Annotated in this window: 15 protein-coding genes; 7 read left to right on the forward strand and 8 right to left on the reverse strand. The window is 70.5% G+C overall.

What is annotated here, in order from left to right; translation table 11 throughout:
* Positions 1–58 precede the first annotated feature (58 nt).
* The gene (locus IEY33_RS02565) at positions 59–541 is read right to left on the reverse strand and encodes an Rrf2 family transcriptional regulator (RefSeq protein WP_188960631.1); all 483 of its coding nucleotides are present in this window, start codon (positions 539–541) and stop codon (positions 59–61) included.
* A 113-nt stretch (positions 542–654) separates the two neighbouring features.
* Here IEY33_RS02565 and IEY33_RS02570 point away from each other — a divergent pair, with 113 nt between their 5' ends.
* Complete coding sequence (locus IEY33_RS02570) at positions 655–2895, forward strand: ATP-dependent helicase (protein WP_188960632.1); 2241 nt, start codon at positions 655–657, stop codon at positions 2893–2895.
* A 142-nt stretch (positions 2896–3037) separates the two neighbouring features.
* Here IEY33_RS02570 and IEY33_RS02575 read toward each other — a convergent pair whose 3' ends face one another.
* Positions 3038–5263, reverse strand: a complete 2226-nt coding sequence (locus tag IEY33_RS02575) for a diguanylate cyclase (RefSeq protein ID WP_188960633.1) — start codon at positions 5261–5263, stop codon at positions 3038–3040.
* A gap of 119 nt (positions 5264–5382) precedes the next feature.
* Positions 5383–6561, reverse strand: a complete 1179-nt coding sequence (locus tag IEY33_RS02580) for a MalY/PatB family protein (protein ID WP_188960634.1) — start codon at positions 6559–6561, stop codon at positions 5383–5385.
* A 117-nt stretch (positions 6562–6678) separates the two neighbouring features.
* Between IEY33_RS02580 and IEY33_RS02585 the strand changes: the two genes are divergently transcribed.
* The 5 genes from IEY33_RS02585 (at position 6679) to IEY33_RS02605 (ending at position 11009) form a co-directional block, all read left to right on the forward strand.
* Positions 6679–7407, forward strand: coding sequence for a 5'-methylthioadenosine/adenosylhomocysteine nucleosidase (locus tag IEY33_RS02585; protein ID WP_188960635.1), 729 nt, complete (start codon positions 6679–6681; stop codon positions 7405–7407).
* Positions 7404–7850 carry a CidA/LrgA family protein gene (locus IEY33_RS02590; protein WP_188960636.1) on the forward strand — a complete coding sequence of 149 codons (447 nt, stop codon included), beginning with the start codon at positions 7404–7406 and terminating at the stop codon, positions 7848–7850. Before IEY33_RS02585 ends, IEY33_RS02590 begins: the two co-directional genes overlap by 4 nt.
* Entirely contained in the window at positions 7847–8503 is a 657-nt protein-coding gene (locus tag IEY33_RS02595; RefSeq protein ID WP_188960637.1) for an LrgB family protein, read from the forward strand. Before IEY33_RS02590 ends, IEY33_RS02595 begins: the two co-directional genes overlap by 4 nt.
* Before the next feature lie 71 nt (positions 8504–8574).
* Positions 8575–10116, forward strand: coding sequence for an ABC transporter ATP-binding protein (locus IEY33_RS02600; protein WP_188960638.1), 1542 nt, complete (start codon positions 8575–8577; stop codon positions 10114–10116).
* Positions 10117–10250: 134 nt separating this feature from the next.
* Positions 10251–11009: a metallophosphoesterase family protein gene (locus IEY33_RS02605; RefSeq protein ID WP_229670697.1), complete on the forward strand. Its 759-nt coding sequence runs from the start codon at positions 10251–10253 to the stop codon at positions 11007–11009.
* A 359-nt stretch (positions 11010–11368) separates the two neighbouring features.
* Here IEY33_RS02605 and dusA read toward each other — a convergent pair whose 3' ends face one another.
* Positions 11369–12400, reverse strand: coding sequence for a tRNA dihydrouridine(20/20a) synthase DusA (gene dusA, locus IEY33_RS02610; protein WP_188960639.1), 1032 nt, complete (start codon positions 12398–12400; stop codon positions 11369–11371).
* A 14-nt stretch (positions 12401–12414) separates the two neighbouring features.
* Positions 12415–12984 (reverse strand): GNAT family N-acetyltransferase, encoded by a 570-nt coding sequence (locus IEY33_RS02615; RefSeq protein WP_188960640.1) that lies wholly within the window; start codon positions 12982–12984, stop codon positions 12415–12417.
* Positions 12985–13089: 105 nt separating this feature from the next.
* Here IEY33_RS02615 and IEY33_RS02620 point away from each other — a divergent pair, with 105 nt between their 5' ends.
* Positions 13090–13314, forward strand: a complete 225-nt coding sequence (locus IEY33_RS02620; RefSeq protein ID WP_188960641.1) for a hypothetical protein — start codon at positions 13090–13092, stop codon at positions 13312–13314.
* Positions 13315–13418: 104 nt separating this feature from the next.
* Here IEY33_RS02620 and msrA read toward each other — a convergent pair whose 3' ends face one another.
* The 3 genes from msrA to IEY33_RS02635 all read right to left on the reverse strand — a co-directional run bounded on the left by msrA (position 13419) and on the right by IEY33_RS02635 (position 15542).
* Positions 13419–13961, reverse strand: a complete 543-nt coding sequence (msrA, locus tag IEY33_RS02625; protein ID WP_188960642.1) for a peptide-methionine (S)-S-oxide reductase MsrA — start codon at positions 13959–13961, stop codon at positions 13419–13421.
* A 70-nt stretch (positions 13962–14031) separates the two neighbouring features.
* Positions 14032–14676: a hypothetical protein gene (locus IEY33_RS02630; protein ID WP_188960643.1), complete on the reverse strand. Its 645-nt coding sequence runs from the start codon at positions 14674–14676 to the stop codon at positions 14032–14034.
* 116 nt (positions 14677–14792) lie between these two features.
* On the reverse strand, positions 14793–15542 hold the full coding sequence (locus IEY33_RS02635) for a TSUP family transporter (RefSeq protein ID WP_188960963.1): 750 nt from the start codon (positions 15540–15542) through the stop codon (positions 14793–14795).
* Between the last annotated feature and the right edge of the window lie 642 nt (positions 15543–16184).

A 16184-nucleotide genomic window follows, 5' to 3' on the forward strand; every position in this document is an offset into this window, starting at 1 on the left:
GCCCGAGTAAACCGGGGAGAGACAGGTGCGACTTCCGTGCACCTCCCGGAAGGTCGGATCAGACGTTGGGGCGGAGCAGGTGCTCCAGGCAGTTCCCGTAGCTCACGCCCTGCCGCGCGTCGATCACGAGGTCCTCCACGCTGAATTCCTGCAGCACGCTGAGCATCGCGTCGCGCATGCGCTTGTACACCGTGTTGCGCGCGTGGCAGCGGTCCTCCTCCACGCAGTGCTCGCCCCAGTTGAGCGAGATGCACGACAGTGGCGCGACCGGGCCGTCCACGGCGCGCACCACCTCGCACAGGCTGATGAGGCGCGGCTTTCGGGCCAGCGCGTACCCGCCCCCGATGCCTTTCTTGGAGCGGATGACGCCCTTGGCGGTCAGGGCCGCCAGGATCCGCACGAGGTACGGGCGTGCGATGTGGGTGTGCTCGCTGATCTCGTCACTGGAGATCCAGCGTTCCGGCTCGTCCGTCCCCTGGTACTGGGCCCCCAGGTAGCCCAGGGACTGGAAGGCATAGATGTCGGTGGTGGACAGACGCATGCGCGCAGTGTAGCGCCGCCCGGCCCCGCAGCCGCACCGTGCCGGGCCTGCTGCCGCGCATACCCCCGCCTGGGTTACGCCGGGAACGTAAGAGGGGGCGCTACAATTCACGCGTGACCTCCGGTTCAGACCTCCTCCAGCAGCTCAACCCCAACCAGGCCCAGGCGGCCGACCATTTCACCGGCCCCGCTCTCGTGATCGCCGGGGCGGGCAGCGGCAAGACCCGCACCCTCATCTACCGCATCGCGCACCTCATCCGGCATTACGGGGTGCAGCCGGACCAGGTGCTCGCCGTGACCTTCACCAACAAGGCCGCCGCCGAGATGCGCGAACGCGCCGGGCACCTCATCGAGGGCGCGAACAGCTTGTGGATGAGCACGTTCCACTCCGCCGGGGTGCGGATCCTGCGCGCGTACGGCGAGTACATCGGCCTGCAGCGCGGTTTCGTGATCTACGACGACGACGACCAGCTCGACATCATCAAGGAAGTCATGGGCAGCGTGCCGGGGGTGGGGCCGGACACCAACCCGCGCGTGCTGCGCGGCATCCTCGACCGCGCCAAGAGCAACCTGCTGACGGCCGCCGACCTCGAACGCGGCGAACGTTACCTGAGCGGCCTGCCGCGCGAGGCGGCCGCCGAAGTCTTCCGGCGCTACGAGGCCCGCAAGAAGGCGCAGAACGCCATCGACTTCGGGGACCTGATCACCGAGACGGTCCGGCTGTTCCAGGAGGTGCCAGGCGTCCTGAACCGCGTGCAGGACCGCGCGGTGTTCATCCACGTGGACGAGTACCAGGACACCAACAAGGCCCAGTACGAACTGACGCGCCTGCTCGCCAGCCGCGACCGGAACCTGCTGGTGGTGGGCGACCCGGACCAGAGCATCTACAAGTTCCGCGGCGCGGACATCCAGAACATCCTCGACTTCCAGAAGGACTACCCGGACGCGAAGGTGTACCGCCTGGAGCACAACTACCGGTCGTCGGCCCGCGTGCTGGGCCTCGCCAACACCCTCATCGAGCACAACACCGAACGCCTCGAGAAGACCCTCAAGCCCGTCAAGGACGACGGGCACGCCGTGTACTTCCACCGCGCGAACGACCACCGCGCCGAGGGTGACTTCGTGGCCGAATGGGTGACGCGCCTGCACCACGAGGGCCGCCGCTTCAGCGACATGGCCATCCTGTACCGCACGAACGCCCAGTCGCGCGTGATGGAGGAAAGCCTGCGGCGCGTGAACATCCCCGCCAAGATCGTGGGCGGCGTCGGCTTCTACGACCGGCGCGAGATCCGCGACATCCTCGCGTACGCGCGCCTGAGCATCAACCCGTCGGACGACGTGGCGCTGCGCCGCATCATCGGGCGACCCAAGCGCGGCATCGGCGACACGGCCCTCACGCGCCTGATGGACTGGGCGCGCATCAACGGCACGTCCGTCCTGACCGCCTGCGCGAACGCAGACGGGATCCTCGACCGGGGCGCGAACAAGGCCACCGAGTTCGCGGCTCTGATGAGCGCCTTCTCGGACGCTGCCGAAAACTACACGCCCGGCGGCTTCCTGCGCTACGTGATCGAGACGAGCGGGTACGTGGACCTGCTCCGCCAGGAGGGGCAGGAGGGCGCGGTACGGCTCGAGAACCTCGAAGAACTCGTGAACGCCGCCGAGGAATGGCAGGCGGAACACGAGGGCGGCACCATCGCGGACTTCCTGGACGACGCGGCCCTGCTGTCCAGCGTGGACGACGGCCGGGTGAAACGCGAGAACGACGGCGTGCCCGAGGACGCCGTGACCCTCATGACACTCCACAACGCCAAGGGCCTGGAGTTCCCGGCGGTGTTCATCGTCGGGACCGAGGAGGGCCTGCTGCCCAGCAAGAACGCGCTGGCAGAGCCGGGCGGCATCGAGGAGGAACGCCGCCTGTTCTACGTGGGCATCACGCGCGCCATGGAGCGCCTCTTCCTGACGGCCGCGCAGAACCGCATGCAGTACGGCAAGACGAACGCCGCCGAGGACTCCCGCTTCCTGGAGGAACTGCAGGGCGGCTTCGACACGGTCGACCAGTACGGGCAGGTACAGGAGTACCGGCAGAAGACGTGGCGCGACTACCGTCCGACCGTGCCCGCGCGCCCCCAGCCGGGCGGGAACGCACCGCTCGGCAGTTCCGTCAAGAACACCAGCCCCCTGACCGGCGAGCTGAGCTACCGGGGCGGCGAGAAGGTCACGCACCCGAAGTTCGGGGAGGGGCAGGTGCTGGCCGTGGCGGGCGTCGGGGACAAGCAGGAGGTCACCGTGCACTTCCCGGCGGCGGGCGCGAAGAAGCTCCTCGTGAAGTTCGCGAACCTCACGCGCCTCTGAAACGGATTCCGGTCGAATCCCTCGCGGTGTGCGGGTTCGATCCGAGTGGAACGAGAAGGAACTCCAGGCGCTTCCGGTCACGTGGGGTCGGCGGCGGCCTGGGCCGTTCCGGGCGGTCGCCCGCTGAGGGGCGCGCTCTCGTTCAGGCGCGGGGGTTGTGGCGGCCGTGTTCCTGCAGGCCGGGCCGGGCGTGCGGTTCGATGCGCGCGAGGGCCGTGCCGAGCAGTTCCGCGAAGCGTTGCGCGTGTCCCTGGTCGGTGGGCGTGAAGGGGCGCGTGGCGGGGCGAGTGATGGCGAGGAGGCCCCAGGTGGGCGCGGCGCCGCTGGCGTTCGGTTCGGCGTCGGCGGGCGTGTGCGCGTGCAGTGGGAGCAGCAGGAGGCTCTGCGGGCCGGACATGGCGGGCGCGTAGCCGGGTTCGTCGGCGCGCACGGCGGGCAGCAGCATGGGGCGGCGTTCCTGCACGCACGTCCAGGCGACGCCACTGCCGGGCAGCAGGCTGCGCTGCTGGGGCGGCACCACACCGGACGACGCGATGACGTCCAGGCCGAGCGCGCCGAGTTCGTACACCTGCACGCCGTCGCCCTCGAAGGAGGCGCACAGGTGCTCCGCGAATTCCGTCACGGCGGCCGTGCGGGTGGGCGTGGTCTGCAGGGCGGCGGCGAGGGCGTGCAGGTCGGAGAGCGTGCGCTGCAGGGCCACGCGTTCGTGCCGCAGCTGCTGGGTGGAGAGCAGGGCCGACATCTGCCGTCCGAACAGGCGGGCGACGTCCAGGGATTCCGCGCCGAAGGCGTCGGTGCGTTCGAGGTTGTCGAGGTTGAGCTGCGCGATCACCTGGCCGCCCACCACGACGGGCACGCAGATGTTGGCGCGGATGCCGTTGATGTTGCACACCACGAGCCGGTGGTCGTGCGGCTGGCGGGAGGGGACGTCCGTGAGGATGCGGGGGCGGCCCGTGAGGTAGTCCTCGTCGCGGCCACCGTACCAGTCGCGCTGCCCGACAGGGCCGAAGGCGTTGCCGAGAATCTCGTCGCGGAAGCCGAGCTGCGCGACGATGCGGAAACCGCCGTGGTCGAGGACGGTGACGGTGCCCGCTTCGGCGCCGGGCACGGCGAGAATGCCGGACTCCAGCAGGCGCTGGTAGTCGTCGGGGGTGAGATCACGGTCCTCGTTCAGTTCGGTGAGCGTGTCGAGGAGGGCGGACATGAGGGCATGGCGGCCGCCCTGACCGGGCCGGACCTCGATGGTGGTGGTGGAGGCGCTGAGGGGAGCGGCGGGCGTGGCGACGGGCGGGGAGGTGCTGCTGGCGGCGCGGGCGAGCGTGACGCGGTCGCGGCCTTCCTCCTTGGACTGGTGGAGGGCCTCGTCGGCGCGGCGGAACATCTGGATGTGGTCGCGCGGGTCACCCAGGCTCGCCACGCCGATGGACGACGTGAGGCGCAGGGTTCGGCGTCGGTCGCCGGACGCGTACGCGGCGGCGGGCAGGGTGACGCGGGCCACGCGGATGCGGTCGAGGAGGGTGTGGGCGAGGTCCTCCATGACGCGTTCGGTGCTGCCTTCGAGGATCACGGCGAATTCTTCGCCGCCGATGCGGTAGGCGCGCAGGTGCTCGGTCTGCATGGAGCCGAGGAGGGCGCCGACGACCTTGAGGGCCTCGTCGCCGGTGGCGTGCCCGTACGTGTCGTTCACGCGTTTGAAGTGATCGAGGTCGAGGAGGATCAGGTGGCTGCCGACGCTCATGCGGCGCAGGTCACGTTCGTACAGGCGACGGTTGCTGAGGCCGGTGAGGAGGTCGGTGTTGGCGAGGTCGCGGAGCTTCCAGGTGAGCTGAATGAGGCGCAGCCTGGACGTGAGGACCCAGCTGACCGCCACGAAGCTCAGGACGTTCACGCCGAGCAGCGGGAGGGCGTCCCCGGCGAGGGTGAGCGGCTCGCCGGGGCGCAGCAGCACGGGGACGGTGCAGGCAACGGCGTACGCGAGCATCTGCGGGACCTTCCAGCGCAGGCTCTGTTCCCGGTGCCAGAAGAGCCACGCCAGGCCGAGCGTAAGGGCCGCACCGACGACGGGGACGGACAGGACGCTGCGTTCGCAGAGCAGGCCGGACACGAGCAGCACGAGGTACACGGGCACGGCGTAGCGCGGCCCGAAGCCCATCATCACGAAGGCGGGCGGGATGAGGCGCAGGTCGAGCGGGTACCCTTCGGCCGAGTGGCCGGGAAAGCCGATGAGCATCAGGGCGGAGAGCAGGCCGAGCAGCGAGTGTCGCAGCGGCAGGGACGCACCGCGCTCCACCGTGAACGCCGTCGCGCAGACGTGCGCGAGCGTGATCAGGAGGGTGAAGTTGAGGAGCAGCGACGGGAGGATGCTCATGGAGTCATCACATGATTATCATGCCTGCCCCGGTCGTGTGCGGGCACCTGAACGCACGGACAAAACAGGCGTGCTGCACGGCCTCCAGCCGTACCCCCCCCGACTGGGGGAAGGGACGCTCAGGCGTCCGGCAGGCGACAGGCGGCCACGATCCGGTCGATGGCGTCGTTCAGGATGGCGGGGCTCGTCGCGAAATTCAGGCGCACGAAGCCCTGCGCGTCCGGCGCGAAGGTCGGGCCGTCGTTCAGGGCCACGCGGGCCTCCGACAGCAGGAACGCGTGAATGTCCGCGTGGCGCGGGTGCGCGCGGAAGTCCAGCCACGCGAGATACGTCGCTTCAGGCGCGTGGTACCCCACCCACGGGAGTTCCGCCGCGAGCCGCGCCGTGAGCAGGTCGCGGTTCTGCAGGAGCTGCGCGAGCACCGCGTCCAGCCAGGGGCGGCCGCCCTCCAGCGCCGCCTCCCACATCGTCATGCTGAGCGCCGACGCGTGCCCCAGCACGCCGGCCGTGGCGCGCCCCATGCGGTCCAGCAGCGGAGTGGCGTGGCTGACGGCCGCACCGATCCCTAGGCCCGCCGTGTTGTAGGCTTTGCACGGGCCGGTGAGCGTCACGGTCCGTTCGCGCAGCGCGGCGTTCACGCTCACGAAGGCCGTGTGCGGCACCTGCACGCCGTCCACGGGGTACGTGAGGTCGGCGTGCAGTTCGTCCGTCACGACGAGCAGGTCGTGGCGCAGCACGAAGTCCGCGAGGCGTTCCAGTTCGGCGCGCGTCCAGACGCGCCCGGTCGGGTTGTGCGGATGGCACAGCATGAAGAGACGCGTCTGAGGCGTCACGGCGGCCTCCAGTGCGCCCCAGTCGATCGTCCATCCGGCGGTCGTCTGCGCGAGCGGCGCGGCGCGCAGGTTCCGGCCGTGGTCACGGACGGCGGACATGAACGGCGGGTAGATGGGCGTCATGCTGATCACGTCGTCGCCGGGCGCGGTGAGGCCCAGCACGGCCGCGTACAGGCCCGGCACGACGCCCGGCAGGGAACGCACGCCGCCGTCCGGCAGGTCCGTGACGCCCTGTCCCGCCAACCTGGCGCGCAGGAGGGCCGCCATCTGCGGTTCGTCCTGCAGCTGGAAGTACCCCAGGCCGCGCGTGAGGCGATCCTGCAGGGCCGCGGTGATGAACGGCGACACCGCGTAGTCCATGTCGGCCACCCAGAGCGGCAGCACGTCCGCCGGGTACTTCTGCCATTTGCTGCTGTCGCGGTGACGCAGCTCGTCGGGCGTCAGGAGGAAGCTGGGGGCACTCATGCGCGCAGCATACCGCGCGTCTCCCCTGCCACCCGGGCGGCGTCTGGACGGGCCGCGCCCACACGGTTCCCCGCACGGTGTCAGGTGTGTGCGCCTGCCCGCCTGTAGACTCGGCGCATGTTAGGCATCATTGGCGCAATGAACGAAGAAGTCGAGCTGCTGCTCGCGGACCTCGACACCCGGGGACTCGACGGCCCCGCCCAGCTGTCGTTTCCGGGCGTGACGCTGCACCGTGGCCGCCTGGACGGCGTGGACGTGCTCGTGACGGTCGGCGGGATCGGCAAGGTGAACGCCGCCATGACGACCACGTACCTGCTCGTGTCGGGCGCGTCGCGCGTGGTGTTCACGGGCGTGGCGGGCGGCGTGCACCCGCAGCTGCGGGTGGGGGACATCGTGGTGTCCACCGACTGCGTGCAGCACGACGTGGACGTCACGCCGCTCGGGTACCCGCTCGGGGAGATTCCCGGCGAGACGCTCGCATGGCCCGCCGACGGGACGCTGCAGGCCCTGGCGCTGGAGGCGGCGCACGAGGTGCCGGACGTGAACGTGACGGGCGGCCGCGTGGTGAGCGGCGACGTGTTCGTGGCGTCGCCGGACAAGGTGCGGTGGCTGTGGGAGACGTTCGGCGCGGCGTGCGCGGAGATGGAGGGCGCGGCGGTCGCGCAGGTGTGCGCCCGTCACGGCGTGCCGTTCGTGGTGATCCGCAGCGTGTCGGACACGGCGGACGGCGGCGCGAACGTGGACTACCGGGAGTTCATGCCGCGCGTCGCGAGGCACGCCAAGCAGGTCGTGCGCGGCATGACGCGCCGCATCGGGGCCGCGCAGGCGGAGGACCGGGAGGCGTGACGGCACGGCCCGCGCCACCGGCATCGCCCGTACAGCGGGCCGTGCTGGGGCTGGGGCTGCTGTGCGGCTTCGCGGCGCTGGGGCAGGGCGCGGCGACCGTGCTGCACCTGCCGCTGCCGGGATCGGTGCTGGGCCTGATCCTGCTGCTGCTGGCCCTGTCGCTGCGGTGGGTGCGGCTGGAGTGGGTGGAACTGGCGGCGGACGGCCTGCTGGGCCTGCTGAGCCTGCTGTTCGTCCCTGCGGCGGTGGGCGTGGTCGAGTACCTGGGCGCGTGGCGCGCGTGGCCCGGCTGGCTGCTCGTGATGGCGGCCGGCGTGCTGATCGGCGGGGCGGTGGCGGGCCTGCTCGCGTCCCGGCTGGGCGGCGACGAGCTGCACGCCCTGGAGGCCGAGCACCTGAACGCCGGACAGCCGGACGTTCAGATCGGGAGAAGCGTCCCGTGACGTGGCTGGCCGTGACGCTCCTCGCGTTCACGCTGGGGACGCTGGTGCAGCTCAGGGTGCGGCGGCCCGCCGCGAACCCCACCCTGATCGCGTGCGTGATCGTGGTGCCGCTGCTGCTGCTGAGCGGCACCACGTACGCGTCGTACAGCGCGGACACGCGGCCCGTCTCGGCGCTGCTCACGCCTGCCGTGGTGGCGCTCGCCGTGCCGCTGTACCGGCAGCGCGTCCTGATCCGGCGCGCGTGGCGGGCCGTGTTCCTGGGCGGCGTGGTCGGCACCTTCGTGTCGAGCATGGTGGGCCTGGCGGGCGGGGCGCTGCTGCACGCCCCGCGCGACGTGCGGCTCGCGCTCGGCACGGACGCCGTCACGAGTCCCGTCGCGTACGCCATCAGCGAGCGGCTGCACGGCGCGCCGTCCCTGGCGGCCGCGTTCGTGATCATCGTGGGACTGATCGGCGCGGTGCTGCTGCCGGGCCTGCTGCAGCGGCTCGGCGTGCGGTCGCACGTGGCGCGCGGCATCGCGCTCGGGGCAGTGTCGCACGGGATAGGTACGGCACGCGCGCGCGAGGACGGCGACCTGAGCGGCGCGGCCGCCAGTGTCGGCATGTGCCTGGGGGCGCTCGTCGTGACGTTCGTGAGCGCCTTCCTGCACTGAAGCGGCACGCGTCCCGCCTGGGGGCCGTGGGCCGCGTGCCGACGCGGCAGGGATTGGGTAGACTGGCCCTCATGACTCAGGTTTCCAACCACCGTTCGGCCGACGCGATTGAGCTGCGCGGCATCACCAAGCGCTTCCCGCTGGTGCTGGCGAACGACAACATCAGCATGACCGTCAAGTGGGGCAGCGTGCACGCCCTGTGCGGCGAGAACGGCGCGGGCAAATCCACCCTCATGAAGATCCTGTACGGCATGCAGCCGCCCACCAGCGGCGAGATCCTCGTGGACGGACAGACCGTCACGCTCAGCGACCCGAAGGACGCCATCGCGCTCGGGATCGGCATGGTGCACCAGCACTTCATGCTCGTCGAACCGCTCACCGTGACCGAGAACGTCATCCTGGGGTCCGAACCCACCAACGGGACCAGCATCGACTTCGCGGGCGCGCGCCGCCGCGTGGCGGAACTCATCGAGCAGTTCGGCTTCGACCTGAACCCCGACGCGCGCATCGAGGACCTCCCGCTCGGCCTGCAGCAGAAGGTCGAGATCCTCAAGACCCTGTACCGTGGCGCGCGCATCCTGATTCTCGACGAGCCGACCGCCGTGCTCACGCCCAGCGAGACGGACGAACTGTTCGACTTCCTGAAGAACAACTACGCCAGGAGCGGCAACAGCGTGATCTTCATCTCGCACAAGCTGCACGAGGTGCTGCAGATCAGCGACGAGATCAGCGTCATCCGGGACGGCAGGATGATCGGCACCATCCCCACCGAGGGCGCCACCACCGAGACGCTCGCCCGCATGATGGTGGGCCGCGAGGTCGTGCTGCGCGTCCAGAAGCAGGAGGCGCGGCCCGGCGACGTGGCGCTCGACGTGCAGGGCGTCACCATCCCCGGCACGCACGGCAAGCCCGCCGTGAACAGCGTGAGCTTCCAGGTGCGCGCCGGGGAGATCGTGGGGATCGCGGGCGTGGAAGGCAACGGGCAGAGCGAACTGGTGGAGGCCATCACGGGCCTGCACCCGTACCAGGGCCGCATCACGTACCTGGGGCGCGAGGTGCGCGGCGCGCGCAACGTGAGCCTCGCGGGCCTCAGCCACGTGCCCGAGGACCGCAACGAGCGCGGCCTGGTGCTCGACATGACCACCGCCGAGAACTTCATCCTGGGCGAGCAGGACCGCGCGCCGTTCGCAGGCACGCTCGGCTTCCTCGACCTGGAGCGCATTCAGGCGAACGCGCGTGAACTGTCCGAGACCTTCGACGTGCGGCCCCGCAGCGCGTCGCTGCAGGCGGGCCGGTACTCGGGCGGCAACGCGCAGAAGATCATCGTGGCGCGCGAGATGCGCAAGGACCCGAAGATCCTCGTGGCGAGCCAGCCGACGCGCGGCGTGGACATCGGCGCGATCGAGTTCATTCACGGGCAGATCGTGAAGGCGCGCGATCAGGGCCTCGCGGTGCTGCTCGTGAGCGCCGACCTGGGTGAGGTCATGAACCTCGCCGACCGCATCCTCGTGATGTACGAGGGGCAGATCGCGGGCGAGGTGGCCGCCCGAGACGCGACCGAAACGCAGCTGGGCCTGATGATGACCGGCAGCGGCAGCACCCAGACCCACTGAGGCCCAGACGCACTGAGGCCCAGACGCACCCAAGCCCAGGCGCACTGAACCGGAGTGCGGATATCTCAGGACGGGGGGAGGACCATGGCGGAAGGTGCTGACGGGCCGGGCGGGCCGTGTGTGCAGGGCGAGCGGTGAGCGCCCCCCGGCCCGCCGGGCACGCGGAGGTGCGGCTCGCGGTGTTCGGGGACGTGCACGGCAACCTGCCCGCTCTGGAGGCCGCCCTGGCCGACATGCGGCGTCACGCGCCGGACGCGCTGCTGTGCCTGGGCGACGTGGCGACAGGCGGTCCGTGGACGCGCGAGTGCCTGCAGGCCGTGGCGCAACTCGGGTGCCCCGTGGTGCTCGGCAACGCCGACGAGGACCTGCTGCACGGGAGTACCTTCGTGCCGCGCGGCTTCCCGGACGAGCGGGCCATCTGGGAGATCGGGGAGTGGAACCGCGCCCAGCTGAACTCGGAGGACCTGCGCGTGCTCGGGACCTTTCAGGGGACGGTGACGCTGCCGGGCCTGCTCGCGTACCACGGATCGCCCGCGTCATGCCGCGAGGCGCTCGGGCCGGACACGCCGCCCGAACGGCTGGCACAGCTGCGCGAGGCGTACCCTTCCGTACCGGACTGGGTGGGCGGGCACACGCACACCGCCACCCTCCGCACGCTGGACGGCTGGCGACTCCTGAACCCCGGCTCGGTCGGCCTGCCGTTCGAGCGGCGCGGGAACGGGTACGTGAACGTGAGCCGCGCCGAGTACCTGCTGCTCGACCGCCCCGGGGACCGTCCGGGCACCGTGCAGTTCCGGCGGGTCACGTACGACGTGCGTGCCGTGCAGGACGGCATCCGGCGTTCCGGCATGCCGCACGCGGAATGGCTGGCGCGCGAGTGGGTGCAGGACTGACCCGGTTTTGAGCTGAACTGTTGAAGTTCAGCCGAGCGACAAGGGGACCAACAGGTACGGGTTTGATCCGATTCCAGGGATGCCGGGAAAAGCACCGACATCCCTTCCACCTCCTCAAAACCGTATGACCCGCAGATCCGGTGGCAGAGGTGCAGTTCCGGTTGTACGCTCCGGGTGTCGTGCCTGACCCGACTCCCCGCCTTGACGCAGAGGAGAGAATCGTGACGCAGCGCGGACCGTGTGCCGTCAGTCCTCCGCATCCGCGCCGGTCTGCACGCCTGGGATGGTTCGTGCGCGTGAACGTCCGGGACTTCAGCCACGCCGCAGTCCTCTCGGTGCGGCGGGGCAGCTGAGGTCGCTCAGACGGCGGCGGGTTCCTGCAGTTTCGTTTCGCCGGGGCGGGCGTCGAGCGCGCCGTCCGGGATGCCGGCCATGGCGTCCAGGATGACTTCCACGCCCGCGCCCGGCAGGTGGGAGCGTTCGCTGAGCGTGCGTTTCCAGTGGCGCGCGCCGGACTGACCGGCGAACAGGCCGAGGATGTGGCGCGTCAGGTGACTGAGGTACACGTCCTGCGCGAGCATCCGTTCGACGTACGGCAGGTACGCTTCGATCACCTCGCGGCGCGTGGGGGACGGCGTGTCCTGCCCGAAGACTTCGCGGTCGACGCTGGCGAGCAGGTAGGGGTGCTGGTACGCTTCGCGGCCGATCATCACGCCGTCCGCCCACGTCAGGTGCGCCCGCGTGTCGTCCAGGGTCTTGACGCCGCCGTTCAGGACGACCGTCAGGTGCGGGAAGTCCTGCTTGACGCGCTGCACGACCTCGTAGCGCAGGGGGGGGATCTCGCGGTTCTGTTTGGGACTGAGGCCCTTCAGGATCGCCTTGCGGGCGTGCACGATGAAGGTGTCGCACCCGGCGGCGCTGACGGTCGTCAGGAAGTGGTGCAGGTGCTCGTAGCTGTCGAGGTCGTCGATGCCGATGCGGTGCTTGACGGTCACGGGCACGTCCACTGCGGCGCGCATGGCGGCGACGGCGTCCGCGACGACGTGCGGCGTCGCCATGAGGCACGCGCCGAACGAGCCGTTCTGCACGCGGTCACTGGGGCAGCCGACGTTGAGGTTGATCTCGTCGTAGCCCCACTCGGCGCCCAGGCGGGCCGCGCTTGCCAGGGCGGCCGGATCGGACCCGCCGAGCTGCAGGGCGACGGGATGCTCCTCGGCGCTGTAGTCCAGGTGCCGGGCGACGTTGCCGTGCAGGAGGGCGCCGGTCGTGACCATCTCGGTGTACAGCATCGTGTGCCGTGACAGCAGGCGGTGGAAGGCGCGGCAGTGCCGGTCGGTCCAGTCCATCATCGGGGCGACCGAGAGCGTGTGGGCGGGCGGGGCGGCACTCATGACGGGGCAGTGTATCAGTCCGGGCGGGGGGCCTGCGTGACCTGATTCGCAGTGGTCAGGTCGAGCAGCATCACGTGCTGCGGTCCGGCCGCGCCGCCCAGGTAGAGTTCCGGGTCGGTCACGAAGCCCGCGCGGGCGTACACGGCCCGCGCGGCGGGGTTGCGGACGTTGACGCTCAGGGCGAGCAGGTGAATGCCGGGGTGGCGTTCCTGCAGATCGCGGATCATGGCGCGCGTCGCGGCCGTCCCGAGGCCCCTCCCCTGCCAGGGCGCGCCGATGAAGTACCCGCGCAGGCCCACGGTGGGCCGCCCGAAGTCGCGGAAGGCGACGGCGCCCAGCACGAAGTCCAGCCGGTAGTACCCGATGACGACTTCGTCCCCGTCCGCGTCCCGCACGAGGACGGCCATCGCCTCGGACTGCGGCGCGTCTTCGGCCATGAGCAGCAGGTCCGGCATGCGGCCCGAGAACTGCTCCTGCTCCGGGTGCGCCCGGAGGGCCAGCACGGCGTCCCGCACCCCCGCGTGGACGGGCACGACACGCACCGTGCCTGGGTGCACGTGTGAGGGGCCGGAACGAGCACACATGAGAGCATTCTAGACTGCGTGCAAACCCCGGGGTGGGGGCGCTGCATGGGTGAACCGTAAGGTTTTCCCGTGCATCCTCATGTGCGGCGGGCGTACACTTCACCCATGACGCGTCACCTCAGCGACACCAGAAACGCCGAGGGCCGGGTCCGCTTTCTGATCGAGGGCGGGCGCGTGCTGCTGCTGGCGGAAGGCCAGGGCTGGAACCACCAGTCCACCCACGCCACCCTCGAACGGGCGGCCCTGTACCTCGCGCTGCTCCCGCAGCTGTCGCAGGTGCTGTACGAGGAAGCGATCGCCGAACTGGAACGCACCGTCACGCGCGGCTGACCGGACCCGGCACGACCCACAGAACAGAGCGGCCCCGCCAGATGAATGGCGGGGCCGCTCTCTGTCTGTCCGGTTGAACTCCCGAAGTTCAGCTCAATCGAGGCTCAGGCGCTCCTGAGGCGGTCCGTGAACTGCTTGCGGAACTTGGAGACCTTGGGCGTGATGACGGCCATGCAGTACGGCTGCAGTTTGTTCTGCGCGTAGTAGTTCTGGTGGTAATCTTCGGCGACGTAGAAGGTCGTGGCGGGCTCCAGGGTCGTCACGACGGGCGCGTCGAACACGCCCTGCCGGGTGATGTCGTCCATGACGGCCTGCGCTTCGGCCTTCTCCTCCGGGGTCGCGTAGAAGACGGCGCTGCGGTACTGGGTGCCGGTGTCGTACCCCTGACGGTTCAGCTGGGTGGGGTCGTGCGTGGCGAAGAAGATGCCGAGCAGGTCCCGGTAGCTGAGGACGGCCGGGTCGTACGTGACGCGGATCGCTTCGGCGTGCCCGGTCGCGCCGCCGCACACCTGCTTGTAGGTGGGGTCGGGAACCTGCCCGCCGATGTACCCGCTCTCGACGCGCTGCACGCCCTTCACGTCGAGGAAGACCGCTTCGGTGCACCAGAAGCATCCGCCGGCCACGATGGCTGTCCTGAGTTCGCTCATGCGGTCATTCTGCCGTGTCCTGGCGGCCCTCAAGGCGGTGACGGGCACGTTTGGAGGGGGACGTACGGTGTCAGCGGGTCAGGGTGCGCGGCGCGTCGAAGAACGCGGCGGGCAGGGTGCTGCGGGCCCTGTCGAAGCGGAAGTCGCCGTTCAGCCAGTACGGGAGGGCCTGGTGGACGTTGGTGTACGTCTGCCCGATGCCGCTGGCGCTGGTCGCGGCGAGCACGGCGTTCCAGCCGGCCTTGAGGGTCAGGTCGTAGCGGGTGTTGAGGCCGGTGCAGCGGCCGGAGACGGTGGCGGGACGGTCGCTGTACATCCAGCGGACGACGAGGGTGGGGTCCTTGGCGCTGTCCGCCTGGATGAGCGGCCCGATGGCGCGGTTGAGCTGCTGGTTGTACAGCAGGATGGTTTCCGTCTGGTACACGCGGATCGGCTGGCTGGGGCTCACGCCGTCGCAGGCTTCGAAGGGCTGCAGCTTGAGCGCCTGCCGGTCGGGGATGTCGAGGAAGAACTGGCCGTCCTTGAGTTCGCCGCGTCCGACGACGGAACTCTGCGTGAAGCTGCCGAACAGCACGAAGACGCTGTCGGTGCGGCCCATGAGTCGGGCGACGTCGCCGGGGTTGCCGAGCGTGCCGCGAATGCCGGTGGCGAGGGCGGATGGGGTGAGCGCCATCAGGGTGAGCGGGAGGAGGAGGGTGCGGGTGAGGTGCGTCACGCGGGCCACTGAAGCACCCGTGTGTCAGGGCGAGGTGATGTGAAGTAATCGCTGTGCTGGCGCGGCCAGAACGCCTAGAATGAAGAAATTATGAATGCCGTGCTGTCCGGGCCGTTTCAGTGGATCAGCAGGCGCGCGGCGACGAGCAGCACGATCACGCCGTACATCCATTTCACGAAGGCGCTCCCGCGCAGCATCGCCATCCTGGCCCCCACGAAGGCGCCCGCCGCGTTCGCGGCCCCCATCGGCAGGCCGATCCAGAAGACCATCTGTCCGCCCAGCAGGAAGTACACGAAGGCGCCGAGGTTCGTGGCGAAGTTGATGGCGCGCGCGTTCCCGCTGGCCCGCACGAGGTTGAAGCCCGCGAGCGTGAACAGGAACATCAGGAAGGTGCCGGTGCCCGGCCCGAGCAGCCCGTCGTACACGCCGATCAGCAGGGCGCCCGGCAGGGTCGTGGCGAGCACGCGCGCCGTCAGGCCCGGGTAGCGGTCCTCCAGTCCGAAGCGTTTGTTGGCGAGGACGAGCGCGCCGACCGCGAGGATCACGGCGGCCACCAGCGTCCGGAACGCGTCCGGGTTGACGAAGTGCACGAGGTACGCGCCGAGCGCGGAGCCTGCCAGGGCGAGCGGCACGAGGGGCCGCACGAGTCGCCACTCGATGTGCCCGGCCCGGCCGTACTGCAGGGTGGCGCTGCCGGACCCGAAGATCGCGAGGAGTTTGTTGGTGGCCACGGCGTGCGCAGGCGACAGGCCCATCAGGAACAGGGTGGGGAGCGTGATGGTGCCGCCCCCGCCCGCGACCGCGTCGATGAAGCCCGCCAGGAACGCGAGCGGCAGGCCGTACAGCAGCACGTCCGGGGAGGGCAGGTGGTCTGGCGCGAGCACGGCCCACACCCTAGAGCATTTCGCGGGGCACGGTGGGCCGCTCCGGCAGGCAGGGCGGGGCGGGTCGGTGGACGGGCCGGGCGTGCTTGCATTGCGCTCGGCGGGCGGCCTACCATGAGGGCAGCCCGGTCTGTCCGGGCGGCAATGCAGGCGAACGTGAGGACAGTAGGGCACGCAGGGCAGCACGAGCGAGTCAGGGACGGTGAGAGCCTGACGCCAGCCGCGAGCACCGAAGATCACCTCCCGCGCCGACGGAAGAACCGCCCCCCACGGGGAGCGCAGTAGACCCGTCCGGACGCCCCCCGGCAGAGGGTCACGACGAGGCCAGCCTCGCCCGGTATGCCGGGCAGCGCGGCGAAGTTGGGTGGTACCACGCTCACGCAGACCTGCGGCGCGTCCCAGCACACACGCTGGGGCGCGCCGTTCCCGTTGGCACGCCGCCCCGCCCGCAGCAGCCCACCGCTCCTCAGAGCGTCCCGCCCCGGAGGTGAAGTCATGCTCAGCAGGTCCAGCCGCACCAGCCCGCGCCGCACGCCCCTGTGGCCGCTGGCGTCACTCCTCGGGGCAGGCATTCCGGCGCGGGTGACCCCCGCTCCCCGCCGCGTTCCGTCCGCACCCCGACCC

Origin of the sequence: Deinococcus aquiradiocola, assembly GCF_014646915.1 — a bacterium.
GTDB classification, from domain to species: domain Bacteria; phylum Deinococcota; class Deinococci; order Deinococcales; family Deinococcaceae; genus Deinococcus; species Deinococcus aquiradiocola.